The sequence below is a fragment of the Amycolatopsis sp. NPDC114503 genome, assembly GCF_055633655.1.
Window position 1 is genome coordinate 105,368 of record NZ_JBVKDT010000015.1, and the last position, 13,297, is coordinate 118,664.

A 13,297-nucleotide genomic window follows, 5' to 3' on the forward strand; every position below is an offset into this window, starting at 1 on the left:
CGTACCGTCGCCAGCCATGTTGCTGCTTGTTTCGGGCGCGTCCAGCGTCGGCAAAACCACCGCTCGCTTGCACGCGCGGCACTTGCTCGGCGAGACGTTCGAGACCGCCGAACTGGCCACGCTCGGGCCGATCCCGGCTGTGCCGACCGTCGCGTGGCGGCAAGAGCAGGTGGAAGTCGCGGTGCAACGCGCGATCGCGCTCGAAGCCGAGGGCAGGCATCTGCTGTTCGCCGGTGATCCGGTGCCGCTCGGCGAAGTGCTGGCCGCGCCTAGTGCCGATCGGATCGACATCGCGGCCTGCCTGCTCGACGTCGACGACGAGGCCCATCTGGCTCGGGTCGCCCGCCGGGGCGAGCCGAGCCAGGCAGTCCCTCTGCACCAAGCGTTCGCGGCGTGGCTGCGCGCGCACGCCCGCGACCCCGGGCATGTTCCGGAAGCCGTCACGAACGACTCCTGGCCGGAAATGCGCTGGGACCGCTGGATCGGCCGTCCGCCGGGTCCGGAGTGGGCGATGACGGTGCTCGACACGTCCGCGCTGGGCTCGGAGGAGGTCGGCGAGGCCGTCGCGCAGTGGTGCCGCCGCGCCGTCGCTGGGAAGGCTCCGGTCTTCCGCGCCGGATGGTTCGCCCGTTGACTGCCTGTGAGGGGAACCCTGAAGGAATCTGATTCCCTCAGGGTTCCCCTCACAGACCGCGAACTCCGCGAACCAGCCATCGCTCAGTCCGCGTACCCGTGCTCGTGCGCGTAACGCACCGCCTGCGCCCGCGTCCCGCATCCGGTCTTCGCGAAAATCCGGTTCACGTGCGTCTTCACCGTCGCCTCGCTGACCCTCAGTTCCCGCGCGATCTCCCGGTTCCCGCGCCCCGCCGCGACCAGCTTCAGCACGTCCACCTCGCGCGCCGTCAGCCCGTCCTCCGGCGGCGCGGCCGGACGCCGGGCCGCTGCCAGCAACGTCCGCTGCACCGACAGGTCCATCACGGTCTGCCCAGCCGCGGCGGCGTGAATGGCGCGGCCGATCTCGTCGCCGTTCGCCGCCTTGGTCACGTAGCCGACCGCGCCCGCGTCCAGCGCGCGCACGATCGACGCGCTGTCCGCATAGGTGGTGAGCACGACAACCCGGGTGCCCGGCAGGTCCGCGACAATCCGCCGGGTCGCCGCCGCCCCGTCGCAGCGCGGCAGGTCGAGGTCCATCAGCACGACGTCGGGCTGCAGCCGCACGGTTTCCTCGATCGCCGCGAGACCGTCGCCCGCCTGTCCGACGACCTCGATGTCCGGCAGCAGCCCGACCAGCAGCACCAAGCCCTCCCGCACCGCGGGCTGGTCCTCGGCCACGAGCACGCGCACGATCGTCATGCCGGGATCCTCGCCGACAACCGCCAGCCCGCGCCGTCCGGGCCCGCGCTCACCTCGCCGCCGACCAGTTCCGCGCGCTCGCGCAAGCCGGTCAGGCCGTATCCGGCACCGGGCAGACCCGAACTGGACCCGGTCCGGTTGACGACCGTCATCGTCACCTCGCCGTCCAGATAGGACAGCTCGACCGACACCGGCGCGCCTGCCGCGTGCTTGCGGGCATTCGAAAGTCCTTCTTGGACAGTCCGGTACAGCAGCAGGGTGACGTCGGCGGGCAGTTCGCGAGGCTCGCCGGTCACCTGGATCGACGCGTTGTCCGGCAGCGAGCCGAACAACTCCGGCAACGCCACTGGATCGCCGCGCAACGCGTGCACCGCTCGACGCGTCTCGATGAGTCCCTCCTGCGCCAGCTGTCCGGCCTTCCGCACACAAGCGGCGAGTTTTTCTTCTGGGGACGGCAACTCCGCCACCAACCGCGCCGCCGCCTGCAAATGCAGCGACAGAGCCGAGAGCGAATGCGCCTGGATGTCGTGGACCTCCCTGGCCAGCCGCGCGCGTTCCTCCAGCGTCGCGCCCCTGGCCACGGCTTCCTGAGTGAGCCGGGTTTGATCCAGCAGGTCGCGGGCTTGCCGCGCCTGCACCCGGTACTGCCGCCGGTTCAGCCCGAGCAGCACCACGACCGCAACCGCGAGCGCGTTCCCCGCCACGAGCCCGCCCGGCTGCCCGGCGAAGTACCCGCCTGCGGTGACTGCGACCCCCACGACCGCAGCCGCCGTGACGATCTCCGCCGGGCGAATCGCCTCCAGCGAGGACAACACGAGCAAAGCCAGACATATCAACGACGGCCCGGTGAGACTTTGATCCGCCACGGTGACGACCGCGCCGAACAGCGCGGCCATCGAGAGCAGCACGCCAGCCGCGCGCGGCCAGCGCAGGTCCAGGAGCCCGAACGCCAGGCCGCTCGCCGCGGAGGCCGCCAGCGGCACCCACTCCCATTCCGCCGCGGGCCGCGCGGTGACGAGAATCGCGACGAAGGCGACCGGCGTGAGCAGCCGCATCACCACCAGCGGCAGCCGACTCATCGCATCCCCTCCCCTGGACGTCTCCGCTGCTCAGCGTAGTCAGACCCGCACCGGCTGCCCGTCGCGGACGGCGTCCAGCCGCCGGGACCGCCACAGCACCCCGCCGGCCCGCACCGCGACCATGGCCAGCGCCATCAGCACGAAGAACAGGCCCACTCCGTCCTCGTCCAGGTGCGTGCTGACCAGGAACTCGCCGACCTTCGCGGCGAACGCGTGCACATTCTCGACCGCCCACACGAACACCAGCCGTCCCACCAGCACGGCGAGCCAGATCAGCAGGTACGGCCAGCCCGCCCAGGTCTGCACGCGCCCTGTGACCGGATCTCGCTCCACCCGGGTGGCGGCGATCAACCCCGCTCCGGCGATCGCCCCGACGACGGCCCCGGCCAGGCCGGCCACCACGTTCGGGCCGGTGAGCGAGATCCCGCCGGTGAAGTACAGGACTCCGATGACGGTGCAGGAAACGAACGGCATGATGCCTATGACCAGGTTGTGCCGATGGCGGCCCACCTGGGTGAAAAGAACGAGGGCGAGCAGGATCCCGCCCATGACGAGAGCGTCGGTCATCGCGGCCTTCTTCCCGGGTCAGGCGGGCCGGAACACCCGCCTGACCGACGCTAGGGCGCGGAAGCCGCCGGATCGTCCAACCATCGACCGATTCCGGGTGGACGTGACGTACACCCGGAATGCCGGGAAAGGCGCGCCTGCCCCGGTACACTGTGGAGCGTCAGCGGCCGAAGACGGCTGGGCGCAACCAAAAAAAGCCGTGGAGCCGACGAACGATGATTCCCGCATTGCTGGTCCTTTCGGCCGCGGTACTGATGCGCGCGCTCGCGGCCAAACGGCTCGACCGGTGGAACATCGCCGCGCCCGTGCTGATGGTGCTGTGCGGAGTCGCGACCGCGCTGTTCGCGAATCCGGGGAAACTGCTCGAGGTCTTCGACACCGAAATCGCGCAGCACGTCGCCGAGCTCATTCTCGCGATGCTGCTTTTCGTCGACGCCACCGAGGTCCGCGGCGGGCGGCTGTGGGGCCACGCGCCCAGTCTCGTCGCGCGGGTGCTGTTCCTGGCGCTGCCGCTGAGCCTCGGGCTGGCCATGCTGGTCGGCTGGGCGTTCTTCCCGGATCTGTCGTGGCCGCTGCTGCTGATCGTCGCGTGCATCGTCATCCCGAGCGATTTCGCCGCCGCCGAACGCGTGGTGCGGGACAAAACCCTGACGCCGCAAGTGCGCAGCGTGCTGAACGTCGAAAGCGGCTACAACGACGGATTGGTCTCGCCGCTGTTCCTTTTCGCGCTCATTCTCGCGCGCAGCGACAATACGGCGAACACCGCCGGAAAAGCGCTCGCGACCGCATTGCCGTTCGCGCTCAAGGCGATCGCCGCCGGCGCGGTCATCGGCGCGGTGATCGGTTTCCTGCTGTTCCTCGCCGTCCGCTCCGGCTGGACTTCCGGACAGGGGCGGCGCATCGCGATCCTGACGACTCCCCTGCTGACGTATGCGGCCACCGTCGCCATCGACGGCAACGGATTCGTCGCCTGTTTCGTCTCCGGGATCGCCTTCCGCTACGTCTACCGCGCCTTCGCCGCGCGGCACCTCCGCACCTCGGACAGCGCCGCCCGGGAGCACTTCGCCCGCCCGTCGGAGGATCTGCAACTGCTCGAAGAGGTCACCGGGATCCTGACGATGGCGATGTGGTTCGTCGTCGGCGGGGCGGCGGTGGTCATGGTGTCCCTCGGCGTGCCGTGGCAGCCGGTCGTGTTCTGCCTGCTCGCGCTGACCGTCCTGCGGATCCTCCCGGTGATGCTGTCGCTGGCCCGGACCCGGATGCCGCTGCGGGACCGGTTCCTCGTCGGCGCTCTCGGCCCGCGCGGCACGACGTCGGTCGTGTTCGGGCTGCTGGCGATCAACGGACTGTCCGGCGAGGCGAGCGACCTCGTGCTGACGCTGACGGTGGTCTGCGTCCTCGGCAGCGTCGTGCTGCACGGGCTCGGGTCGACGCCGCTCATCGCCCGGTTGATGGCTCCGGCGGCACACCGACGGTCCGAATAGTATGCACGCACTGTAATCATCGTTCGGCTCGGTAATTCCTAGGAGCCACACAGGTTTCGCGGGAAAATCTCCCCCGCGCGGGTGGTCTATGGGCTCTTCCCGTAGCGTTCCGTGACCGCCAGCAGAGTAAGGGTCAAGCGCGACGCATCACGTCGCAGTTCCGCGCAGAGGACCCCGCTCATGACTGCACCCACGCTCGCCGAACCGCAGGCCGGACGGCACCGTTCCGGCAGCGTGCGCGTCGTCGCCGTCATTCCCGCGCACGACGAAGAACCGCAGATCGCGCACACCGTCGCCGCGCTGCGCAGGCAGGACCGGACGGTCGACGAGGTCTTCGTCGTCACCGACAACTGCACCGACGACACCGCCGGAGCCGCTTCGGCCGCCGGAGCCCGGGTCCGGCCGTCCGAGAACAACACGCACAAGAAAGCCGGCGCGCTGAACCAACTGCTCGCCTGGCTCCTGCCACGCCTGGACGAGGACGACGTCATCCTCGTCCAGGACGCGGATTCCGCTTTGGACCCGCAGTTCGTGAGCACCGCCCTGCGCCATCTCGACCGTGGGTACGGCGGAGTCGGCGGAGTGTTCCGCGGCGGGCCGGGCGGCGGGTTCGTCGGGCACCTGCAGCGCAACGAATACGCCCGCTACGCTCGCGACGTCCACCGGCTCAACGGAAAGTGCCTGGTACTGACCGGAACCGCGGCGATGTTCCGGGTCAGCACCCTTCGCGAGGTCTCCGCCGCACGGCTCGCCGGACGCCTGCCCGCAGGCGACGCGCGCGGCGGGATCTACGACACCACCGTGCTCACCGAGGACAACGAACTCACTTTCGCCCTGCTGCACCTCGGGCGCCGGGTGATCTCGCCGAGCGCCTGCACGCTGGAAACCGAGGTCATGACCAGCTGGGGTGCACTGTGGACGCAACGCTCGCGGTGGAAGCGCGGGGCGGTGGAGAACTGTGTCCAATATGGACTCACGCGCGTCACGTGGCGGTACTGGGGCAGGCAACTGCTGACCATCGCCGGGGTACTGGTGACCGGGATTTACCTGGCCGCCCTGGCGGTGGCCGTCTCCCGCGGCGGCCTGCACCTCAATCCGTGGTGGCTCGGCATCTCGGCGATCTTCGTGGTGGAACGAGCCGTGACCGTCCGGTACCGCGGCTGGCGCAGCATGTTGCTCGCCGCGTCGATGTACGAGTTGGTGCTCGACTATTTCCTGCAGGCCTGCCATCTCAAGGCATACGCGGACGCGCTCCTGCGCACCCGCAAGAGCTGGTGAACACCGAGACAGAAACGAGAAACTCATGTACCAGAAAATCGGCGCGGCCTCCGCGGCCGGAATGACCGGCGGACTCGCGTTCACCGGAGTGAACGTGCTGTGGCTGCTGCTGGCCGGATTCGCTTTGCTGGCAGCGGGAACGGCGCTGCTGCGGATCCTGCCGAGGGTGCGCAAGCACGACCTGTGATCGCGCTACCCTGAGCGCATGCCCGTCGAGGTCGGCCTGCGCCCCGCGACGGCCGCGGACAGCGATTTCTGTTTCCAGCTGCACCGAGCCGCGTTAGGCGAGTACGTCGCCGCGATCTGGGGCTGGGACGACGAAATCCAGCGCCGCTACCACGACCGCGCCTTCGCTCCGGGTCGGTGGCAAGTGATCACGGTGGACGGAGCGGACGCGGGCCTGCTCGTGGTCGAGTACCGGCCGACGGAGGTTTTCCTCGGCCGGATCGAACTCGCCCCGCACTACCAGAGCCAAGGGATCGGCGGACGGCTGCTCCGCTGGCTGGCCGGCGTGGCGGCGGAGCGGGGCCGGCCGCTCGTGCTCGAAGTCCTCGCGGTCAACACCCGGGCGCACGCGTTCTACCTGCGGCACGGATTCCGGGAGACCGGCAGGCAGAGGCGGAAAATCCTCCTGGCCCGGAGCCCGGACCAGGAGGAGTGACCTCAGCCCGCGTCCGTCACCGTCCCCGTCACCTCGACGTCCGGCCCCGATTCCTTCGGCTCGCCGGTCACCCGCAGCAGAACGTGCTTGGCCGGATCGGCCCCGGCATGGCGCAGGGTCGGGATCGTCAGGCCGCCGCTCGTCTTCCCCGCCGGAATCTGCAGCACCACCGTCACTCCGGTCTCCGACAACGGCTGCTTCTTCCCCGGATCGATGCCGTGTTCGATCAGCCACTCCGGGTCGACGTCCGACGTCATCAGTTCCGGCCCGGTCTTCGACGCCTTCACCTCCCCGAGCACGCTGATCTCCGAATCGGCCACTGTGGACAGCCGGACCGGCCACCTCAGCATGCCGCCCTCGGCGGTCGACACGTCCGGCTGGCCGACGCTCGCTTTCGGGGCCGGGTCGTCGTTCTCGACGCTCAACGAACCCTCCGCCGCCCCGATCACTGTCCCGTGCGTGGCCTTCACCCCGGCGAGCATCCGGTACGGCCAGCTCCACCGGGTGTTCCCGACGACCGTCGCGGGCAGGTCGAGCGTGTGCTGTCCCGGCGCGAGCGTGACCGCTTGATACGTCCACTTCTCCGACGTCGGAGAGATCGAATCGGCCCGGAAGACCCGCACCGAACCGCCGCCGTCCCCGGTCACCGTGACCGGAATCCGGTACGTCTTCGAGCCGGAATCGCCTTCCTTGACCGTCATCGAGCCGAGGTCGACGCGCGTCAGCGGGGCCGGGTTCGGGTCCGGCAGACCGGGCCGCCAGGCGTACGCGTCCAGCAGCCATGCCTCGCCGCCCGCCTTCTGCGGCGTCAGCTCCAGACCGGCCACCTCCAGATACGGCGGCAGCGGAACCCGGACTTCCTGGCCCCAGAACGATTTCGTCCGTTCGGTCCCGGCCAGCCCGGCCACCGTCACCGCGCCGAGTTTCGTGCGGTTGCCCCGCGCATCGGTGACCGCGACGTCGAACGACTCGGCCGGAGCGTTCTCCGGCGCGATGATCCGCATCGCCAACGCCCGCGCACCGATCGAGGAAACCGGGCTGGGCAAAGAGATCTTCGTCGTTGCCCCGGCAGCCGCGCGCACGTGCACCGCGGTCCGCGTCGGATCAGGCGCGTCTTCGAGCCCGACGAAATGCGGCGACTTGGAGGCGCCGGAATTGGTCAGGCACCGCTGGTCCGGGCCGACCTGCTGGCAGACGTCCCCGCCGCCGGTGACCTTCGTCGACGAATCCGGGACCAGCACCGGAGTCCGCGCGCCGCCGAGAGCGTGCGTCAACACGCGCGCCGGATCGGCGGACGGCGCGCGCACGCCGGAACCGTCCAGCAGCGGCTCGACCCGCAGATCGTGCTTCTGGAACAGTTGCGCCGCCGCGGCGACATAGGTCGCGCCGACGGCTCGCTGCTGCGCGTCCGTCAGCCGCGCGGGCACGCCGGGCGAGCAGTTCGGATCCGGTTCCGGAGAAGAGAAATCGTCCTGCGCCGGGGCCACCGCGACGCCCGGCGTCCATTCGGCATTGAAGAAGTTGTGGTTCGCGCCCGAGACGTACAGGGCGCTGTGCAAGGCGGTGTCCCGGCTGACGCCGCGTGCCGCGTCGATGTATTGCTGCCCTTGAAGATCCGAGACGTCGCCGTCGCACGAGGGCAGGAAGGTGACCGACGGGACGTCCGGGACCGGGTTGAGCCCGAACACGGTCGGCGCGATGAGCACGTCGCCGCGGATCTTCCACCGGACCGGCCCGGAGAATCCGGTGTCGCCCGGCGGCGGGTACAAGCTGTCCATCGCGGCGCGGTTGACGCCCTCGCCGCCCCGGGAATGCCCGACCAGCAACACATTCGACAGATCCGCCGCCGGAGAATCCTTCACGATCGCCGGAGCGGTCGAACGGGCGCTGCCGGACCAGTCCGCCCAGTGCGCCAGGTGCAGCCGGACCAGCGACGACCGGGCCTGCGCACCGCCGTCCTGCGCCGCGTGGTCGAGCGCGTTGATCGCGTCGGCCGAAATGGACACCGTCACGAATCCCTGCGACGCCAGCAATTCCTGGGTCTGCAGGTAGCCGCGGTAGCTCGGGATCGGCAGCATCCCGGTCTTGCACGGCCAGGCCGTCGAGAAGTCGTCCGGATCGGCGGGGTTGTAGCAGGGCTGGTGCCTGCCGTGCAGGAACACCACCAGCGGCCGGTTCCCCGGCGCGTGTTTCGGCGCGACGACCAGGCCCTGCATTTCGATCGGCCCGTCCAGCCCCGGCAGCCGCACCGGGTCGAGCGAGTACTCGCCCTTGACCGTCGAATACTGCCCGGGTTTACCGGGATCCACCGCATTGGCGGGCAACGCCGGCAGCGGTGCCGAAGCCGGTTGATTCGCCGTCGCCTTGGGCTTTTCGGTCAGCGAACGCCCGCCGACGCGCGCCTCGAGCCCGCGCACGTCGCGGATCCCGCCCGCGGGCAGCGAGAACGTCCGCAGATCCGCACCCGGCTGGGCGCGGCCGAGCAGCTTGCCGCCGGACCAGAACTCCACCGCGCCGTCGCCGAACAGCGGCTTTGGCGCGGTCCAGACCAGCTTGCCGTCGGCGACCCGCCATTCGGGCGACGACGCGGCCGGGCCAGTGGCCGGACGCGCCGCCGCGGGCTGAGCCACGGTGACCGCCAGGACGGCGGCCGCCGCGATGGGGACAAATTTGCGCAGAAGGACCTTCACTGGGTGCTCCCTCCCCGATGATCTTTCCTTTCTACCGGGAGCGAGGCCGCTCGTGCCAGGCCGTTCAGGCCCGGCTCTCCGGCAGCGACCCGGTGCGCAGCCCTGCGACGACGATCTCGCCGAACGCGTCGCCGATCTGCCGGGGCGTCATCTCGCCGCGCGGGTCGAGCCAGGTGTGCGCCCACGCGGCCACGCCGATCACCGCGAACGCGAGCACCCGCGCGGTCGCGACCGGTTTGAACGCGCCGCTCTCGATCCCGCGCTCGACCACCTGCGTGACGAGCGCTTCGAACTCGTCGCGCTTGCGCTCGATCGAGGCGAACGTCGTGCTGGAGAGAAACCGGCGCTCCTGCTGGAAAATCGAGATCTCGGACCGGTAGCGGCCGATCGGCTCGACCAGCACCTCGGTCATCACCCGGCGGAGCACCCGCTCCGGCGCGCCGCCCTCGGCGAGCACCTCGCGGATCCGCCGCAGCTGGAAATCCATGAACTGGTCGTGGATTTCGCGCAGCACGTCTTCTTTGGTCTCGAAATGGTAGTAGAAAGCGCCTTTGGTGAGCTTCGCGCTGTCGACGATTTTCTGCACCGAGGTAGCGTGGAAACCGTCCTGTTCGAACAGCCTGAGCGCGGCGCCGACCAGCGCCCGCCGCGTGGCGTCCGGATCGCGCGGAGCCCGGGCCCGGCCGCCGCGTTTCCCCGTGGACGGCTGGACAGCGGCCATCGAAGTGCTCCTCACTGGCCGGTCTGGCCGCGGATCCGGGCCCAGAAGGTAACAAACAACCCGTCCGGACGGCGGGGAATCGGCAAGCCGGGGCGTGGTGCGCCAGGGCAGAAGTGCCGCCGTCGCGCACCCGCGCCGCCCGGCTGCCCCGAACGGAGCAACGCACCCCGGCTTGCCGCCGACCCCTAGGAATCCTTGCCGCACCGAGCGTTCAGGCTCGCATAGCCGTCTCAGCCCACTCCTCGAAGGAAGTCAGCGGAATCCCGAGCGCACGCGCGAACTCGGGCCGCGCAGGCTGTCCGATCTCGTTCAACATCGTGTGCGAGAACCCCATCGGCGGCATCCCGGCGGCAAGCGCCTCGTCGACGGTCATGTCCGGCACCGCCAACGGCACACCCAGCACGCGAGACAGAACCGGCGCGATCTCCGCCATCGACCGGTAGTCGCTCGCCAACTCCAGTTCGACCCGGTCGAACCGCTCCGGCTCCGCGATCGCCGCGGCAGCCGCGCGGCCGATGTCCCGCACCGCTGCCAGCGACAGCCGGGTCTCCGGACGCAGGATCGTCACCAGTCCGCCCTCGATGCCGCGCGGAAACACATACCGCAGGGACGGCAGGAAGTTCTCCATGAAGAACCCCGGCTTGAGCAACGTCCACCGAGGGAACCCGGCTGCCCGGAGCCGATCCTGGACCGCCGCCTTGGCCTCCATCGTCGGCGCCATGAACGCCCAGCGCTCCTCGGCCAATTCCGGCGACCCCGCCCCGCTCACCGAGGTGTGCACGAACTGCGGCACCCCTGCTTTCTCCGCCGCCTCGACAAGGTTGATCCCCTGAGCCGCCTCGCCCGCGAAATCCGGCTCCGGCCCGCTCAGATCCGGCATCTGCACGCTGAACACCGCCCGCACGCCCTTCATCGCAGGCGCCAGCCCGTCCCGGTCGTGCAGATCCCCGACGACGAGTTCGGCGCCCAACGCCTCGACCGCTTTCGCCCGCTCCGACCCCGAATCCCGGACCAACGCCCGGACCGGCACTCCCGCCGCCAGCAGCTCGCGGGCAGTCGCGCCGCCCTGCCGTCCCGTCGCGCCGACGACCAGTACCGGTGCTTCCTCGACCATGACTCTCCCTCTGAACATTAAGTGGCGGGCCCCGCCGTTTCGTGTCCGCTACGATACGGCGGGGTCCGCCACTTAGCAAACCCGGAGGTCACGCCATGCCCGGCCAGCAACGCGCAGACGCACGGCGCAACTACGCCCGGATCCTGAAGGTGGCCGAGGAAGAAGTCGCCGCACACGGGGCGAACGCGTCGCTGGAACAGATCGCGCGCACCGCCGGCGTCGGCTCCGCGACCGTGCGGCGGCACTTCCCCACCCGGCACGCGCTGCTGGAAGCGGTCTCGCACGAACGGATCGCCCTGCTGGCCGCCCGCGCACAGGAGCTGGCCGGGGAAGCCGACAGCCGCCGCGCGCTCCTGGAATGGCTCGACGAGCTGGTCAGCTACTGCGTGACCGCCCGCGGCCTCGCGGCGGCCCTGGCGTACGACACGCCCGACCCGGCGCACGGAAACTCCTGCTCGACGACCCTGGAAGAGTCCGCCGCCCCGTTAGTCGCGCGCGCCGCCCGCGACGGGGCCGTCTCGCCGGAGGTGACCGTGGGCGACCTGATCGCGCTGATCGTCGGCATCACCTTGACGACCGAACATCACCCCGACCCGGATGCCGAGGCCAGCCGCCTGTTCCGGATCGCGGTGGCGGGGATCAGCCCGCGAGGCTAGGCACTATCGCGGTTCTCGCCAGGATCGGCGCCCACGAAACTGCGCACCCCGGCGAGCAGCAGCTCCAGCCCGAACGCGAACCGCTCCTCGAAGTCGAGCATCGACTCCATCGGACCCGACTCCAGGTGCGCGTACTTCCGCGTCCCCAGAACCCCCTTCAGCACCTCGATCTCGTCCCCGGTCGCGCCCTGCTCCTCGAGCGTCTCCCCGAGCACGTAGCAAAACACCGCGCCGGCCGCCCAGATCGCCCGCTTCCGCGGCAGCCCGGAGGCCAGCAGGCAGCCCAGCAGAGTGTCCACATAGGTCAGATTGCTGCGCTTGGCCGCATAGTTCCCGCCGACGATCCGCGCGCCGTCGCGATGCGCGAGCAGCGCCGTGCGCAATCCGGCGGCCAGGCTCCGCAGCCGGCTTTCCCAGTCGCCGTCCTCGGCGGGCAGGTTCGCGACCGCGCCGGCGAGGATCGCCTCGGCCATTTCGTCGATCAAGGCGTCCTTGCCGTCGAACAGCCGGTAGATCGCGGGCAGGTGCAACCCCATCCGGTCGGCCAGCTGGCGCATCGTGAGCGCCTCCAGGCCGCCCGCGTCGACCAGATCCAGTGCCTCGGCCACCGCCCGCTCGGCCCGCGTCGCCGCGATTCCCGCCCGTTTCGCCTCGGTTGACATGTTAACGATGTTACCAATACCCTCGGCCGGGCAGCAAGTAACAGCGTTAACAAAAGGAGGGAAGCCGATGACCTCGAATGCCGGTACAGCCGCGAGGCTGGACGTAGCCGTCCGGCAGCTGCGCTGGGAAGCCGACGGCGTCGTCTCGCTGGACTTAGCGGACCCGACCGGGAAACCGCTGCCGAGCTGGGAACCGGGTGCGCACATCGACCTCGTGCTGCCGAACGGCCTCGAACGGCAGTACTCGCTCTGCGGCCCGCCCGGCGAACGCGCGTACTACCGGATCGGCGTCCGCCGGGAACGCGCCAGCCGGGGCGGTTCGGAATACGTGCACGCATTTCTCCGACCGGGTCAGCGCATCTCGATCAAAGGCCCGCGGAACAATTTCTCCTTCCGCCCCGCCAAGTCGTACGTCTTCGTGGCGGGCGGCATCGGCATCACGCCGATCCTGCCGATGGTCCGCGCGGCGGAAGCCCGGGGCGCGGACTGGAAGCTGTACTTCGGCGGCCGCACCAGCGCGTCGATGCCGTTCCTCGACGAACTGCGCGGCTACGGCGATCGCGTGCGCTGCCACTCCTCGGACACCACCGGCCGGATTCCGTTGACTGAACTGGAAAAGCCCGTCGAGGCGGGCGCGAAGGTCTACGCCTGCGGGCCGGCCTCGCTGCTGTCCGATTTGGACACCGCAGCAGCGAACTGGCCCGCCGAGGCGTTACGGCTGGAACGCTTCAAAGCCCCGCAAGCCGCCCCGGCGGAGAACAAGCCGGTCGAAGTGGAATGCGCGGCCTCGAAGAAAACCGTGTCCGTCGCGGCGGACGAAAGCATTGTCAGCGCACTCGAAAAGGCCGGCATCCGGCCACTGACCTCTTGCCGGTCCGGGATCTGCGGCTCGTGCGAGACCAAGGTGCTCGACGGCGTCCCCGACCACCGCGACGGCATCCTCTCCGCGAGCGAACAGGCGGCGGGCGACCGGATGTTCGTCTGCGTGTCCCGGGCCCGCACCCCACGGCTGGTCCTCGACCTGTGACGGGA

General features: G+C 70.0%; 14 protein-coding genes. 7 read left to right on the forward strand and 7 right to left on the reverse strand.

Features of this window, described 5'->3' with window-relative positions; genetic code table 11:
* The first annotated feature begins 16 nt into the window (after positions 1-16).
* Positions 17-634, forward strand: coding sequence for a hypothetical protein (locus ACZ7OI_RS41810; protein WP_470269666.1), 618 nt, complete (start codon positions 17-19; stop codon positions 632-634).
* Between the two features lie 83 nt (positions 635-717).
* Here ACZ7OI_RS41810 and ACZ7OI_RS41815 read toward each other — a convergent pair whose 3' ends face one another.
* The 3 genes from ACZ7OI_RS41815 to ACZ7OI_RS41825 are packed head-to-tail and all read right to left on the reverse strand — an operon-like array spanning position 718 to position 2,999.
* Positions 718-1,353, reverse strand: coding sequence for a response regulator (locus tag ACZ7OI_RS41815; protein WP_470269667.1), 636 nt, complete (start codon positions 1,351-1,353; stop codon positions 718-720).
* A complete protein-coding gene (locus ACZ7OI_RS41820; protein WP_470269668.1) occupies positions 1,350-2,432 on the reverse strand; it encodes a sensor histidine kinase in 1,083 nt (360 codons plus the stop codon). The genes ACZ7OI_RS41815 and ACZ7OI_RS41820 overlap by 4 nt, the downstream gene beginning before the upstream one ends.
* A gap of 39 nt (positions 2,433-2,471) precedes the next feature.
* On the reverse strand, positions 2,472-2,999 hold the full coding sequence (locus tag ACZ7OI_RS41825) for a DUF1453 domain-containing protein (protein WP_470269669.1): 528 nt from the start codon (positions 2,997-2,999) through the stop codon (positions 2,472-2,474).
* A gap of 215 nt (positions 3,000-3,214) precedes the next feature.
* Here ACZ7OI_RS41825 and ACZ7OI_RS41830 point away from each other — a divergent pair, with 215 nt between their 5' ends.
* The 4 genes from ACZ7OI_RS41830 to ACZ7OI_RS41845 all read left to right on the forward strand — a co-directional run bounded on the left by ACZ7OI_RS41830 (position 3,215) and on the right by ACZ7OI_RS41845 (position 6,422).
* On the forward strand, positions 3,215-4,483 hold the full coding sequence (locus ACZ7OI_RS41830; protein ID WP_470269670.1) for a cation:proton antiporter domain-containing protein: 1,269 nt from the start codon (positions 3,215-3,217) through the stop codon (positions 4,481-4,483).
* 180 nt (positions 4,484-4,663) lie between these two features.
* The gene (locus ACZ7OI_RS41835) at positions 4,664-5,761 is read left to right on the forward strand and encodes a glycosyltransferase family 2 protein (protein ID WP_470269671.1); all 1,098 of its coding nucleotides are present in this window, start codon (positions 4,664-4,666) and stop codon (positions 5,759-5,761) included.
* A 25-nt stretch (positions 5,762-5,786) separates the two neighbouring features.
* Positions 5,787-5,948 carry a hypothetical protein gene (locus ACZ7OI_RS41840; RefSeq protein ID WP_470269672.1) on the forward strand — a complete coding sequence of 54 codons (162 nt, stop codon included), beginning with the start codon at positions 5,787-5,789 and terminating at the stop codon, positions 5,946-5,948.
* Between the two features lie 18 nt (positions 5,949-5,966).
* Positions 5,967-6,422, forward strand: a complete 456-nt coding sequence (locus ACZ7OI_RS41845; protein ID WP_470269673.1) for a GNAT family N-acetyltransferase — start codon at positions 5,967-5,969, stop codon at positions 6,420-6,422.
* A 2-nt stretch (positions 6,423-6,424) separates the two neighbouring features.
* Here the strand turns inward: ACZ7OI_RS41845 and ACZ7OI_RS41850 are convergent, their stop codons facing one another.
* From ACZ7OI_RS41850 to ACZ7OI_RS41860, 3 genes are all read right to left on the reverse strand, one after another.
* On the reverse strand, positions 6,425-9,112 hold the full coding sequence (locus tag ACZ7OI_RS41850; protein WP_470269674.1) for an alpha/beta hydrolase: 2,688 nt from the start codon (positions 9,110-9,112) through the stop codon (positions 6,425-6,427).
* Positions 9,113-9,176: 64 nt separating this feature from the next.
* The gene (locus tag ACZ7OI_RS41855) at positions 9,177-9,833 is read right to left on the reverse strand and encodes a TetR/AcrR family transcriptional regulator (protein ID WP_470269675.1); all 657 of its coding nucleotides are present in this window, start codon (positions 9,831-9,833) and stop codon (positions 9,177-9,179) included.
* 211 nt (positions 9,834-10,044) lie between these two features.
* Positions 10,045-10,947, reverse strand: a complete 903-nt coding sequence (locus ACZ7OI_RS41860; protein ID WP_470269676.1) for an NmrA/HSCARG family protein — start codon at positions 10,945-10,947, stop codon at positions 10,045-10,047.
* Between the two features lie 95 nt (positions 10,948-11,042).
* On the opposite strand from ACZ7OI_RS41860, the gene ACZ7OI_RS41865 reads away from it, so the two are divergent.
* Positions 11,043-11,603: a TetR/AcrR family transcriptional regulator gene (locus ACZ7OI_RS41865; protein WP_470269677.1), complete on the forward strand. Its 561-nt coding sequence runs from the start codon at positions 11,043-11,045 to the stop codon at positions 11,601-11,603.
* Here the strand turns inward: ACZ7OI_RS41865 and ACZ7OI_RS41870 are convergent.
* Entirely contained in the window at positions 11,600-12,265 is a 666-nt protein-coding gene (locus ACZ7OI_RS41870; protein ID WP_470269678.1) for a TetR/AcrR family transcriptional regulator C-terminal domain-containing protein, read from the reverse strand. The two genes, ACZ7OI_RS41865 and ACZ7OI_RS41870, sit on opposite strands and share 4 nt — an antisense overlap.
* A gap of 67 nt (positions 12,266-12,332) precedes the next feature.
* Here ACZ7OI_RS41870 and ACZ7OI_RS41875 point away from each other — a divergent pair, with 67 nt between their 5' ends.
* A complete protein-coding gene (locus tag ACZ7OI_RS41875) occupies positions 12,333-13,292 on the forward strand; it encodes a PDR/VanB family oxidoreductase (protein WP_470269679.1) in 960 nt (319 codons plus the stop codon).
* Positions 13,293-13,297: the final 5 nt, after the last annotated feature.

Coding starts and splice junctions, on each gene's coding strand:
- ACZ7OI_RS41865 (WP_470269677.1), top strand. CDS start 11,043: ATGCCCGGCCAGCAACGCGCAGACGCACGGCGCAACTACGCCCGGATC.
- ACZ7OI_RS41875 (WP_470269679.1), top strand. CDS start 12,333: ATGACCTCGAATGCCGGTACAGCCGCGAGGCTGGACGTAGCCGTCCGG.
- ACZ7OI_RS41870 (WP_470269678.1), bottom strand. CDS start 12,265: ATGTCAACCGAGGCGAAACGGGCGGGAATCGCGGCGACGCGGGCCGAG.
- ACZ7OI_RS41820 (WP_470269668.1), bottom strand. CDS start 2,432: ATGAGTCGGCTGCCGCTGGTGGTGATGCGGCTGCTCACGCCGGTCGCC.
- ACZ7OI_RS41815 (WP_470269667.1), bottom strand. CDS start 1,353: ATGACGATCGTGCGCGTGCTCGTGGCCGAGGACCAGCCCGCGGTGCGG.
- ACZ7OI_RS41830 (WP_470269670.1), top strand. CDS start 3,215: ATGATTCCCGCATTGCTGGTCCTTTCGGCCGCGGTACTGATGCGCGCG.
- ACZ7OI_RS41840 (WP_470269672.1), top strand. CDS start 5,787: ATGTACCAGAAAATCGGCGCGGCCTCCGCGGCCGGAATGACCGGCGGA.
- ACZ7OI_RS41810 (WP_470269666.1), top strand. CDS start 17: ATGTTGCTGCTTGTTTCGGGCGCGTCCAGCGTCGGCAAAACCACCGCT.
- ACZ7OI_RS41845 (WP_470269673.1), top strand. CDS start 5,967: ATGCCCGTCGAGGTCGGCCTGCGCCCCGCGACGGCCGCGGACAGCGAT.
- ACZ7OI_RS41835 (WP_470269671.1), top strand. CDS start 4,664: ATGACTGCACCCACGCTCGCCGAACCGCAGGCCGGACGGCACCGTTCC.
- ACZ7OI_RS41825 (WP_470269669.1), bottom strand. CDS start 2,999: ATGACCGACGCTCTCGTCATGGGCGGGATCCTGCTCGCCCTCGTTCTT.
- ACZ7OI_RS41855 (WP_470269675.1), bottom strand. CDS start 9,833: ATGGCCGCTGTCCAGCCGTCCACGGGGAAACGCGGCGGCCGGGCCCGG.
- ACZ7OI_RS41860 (WP_470269676.1), bottom strand. CDS start 10,947: ATGGTCGAGGAAGCACCGGTACTGGTCGTCGGCGCGACGGGACGGCAG.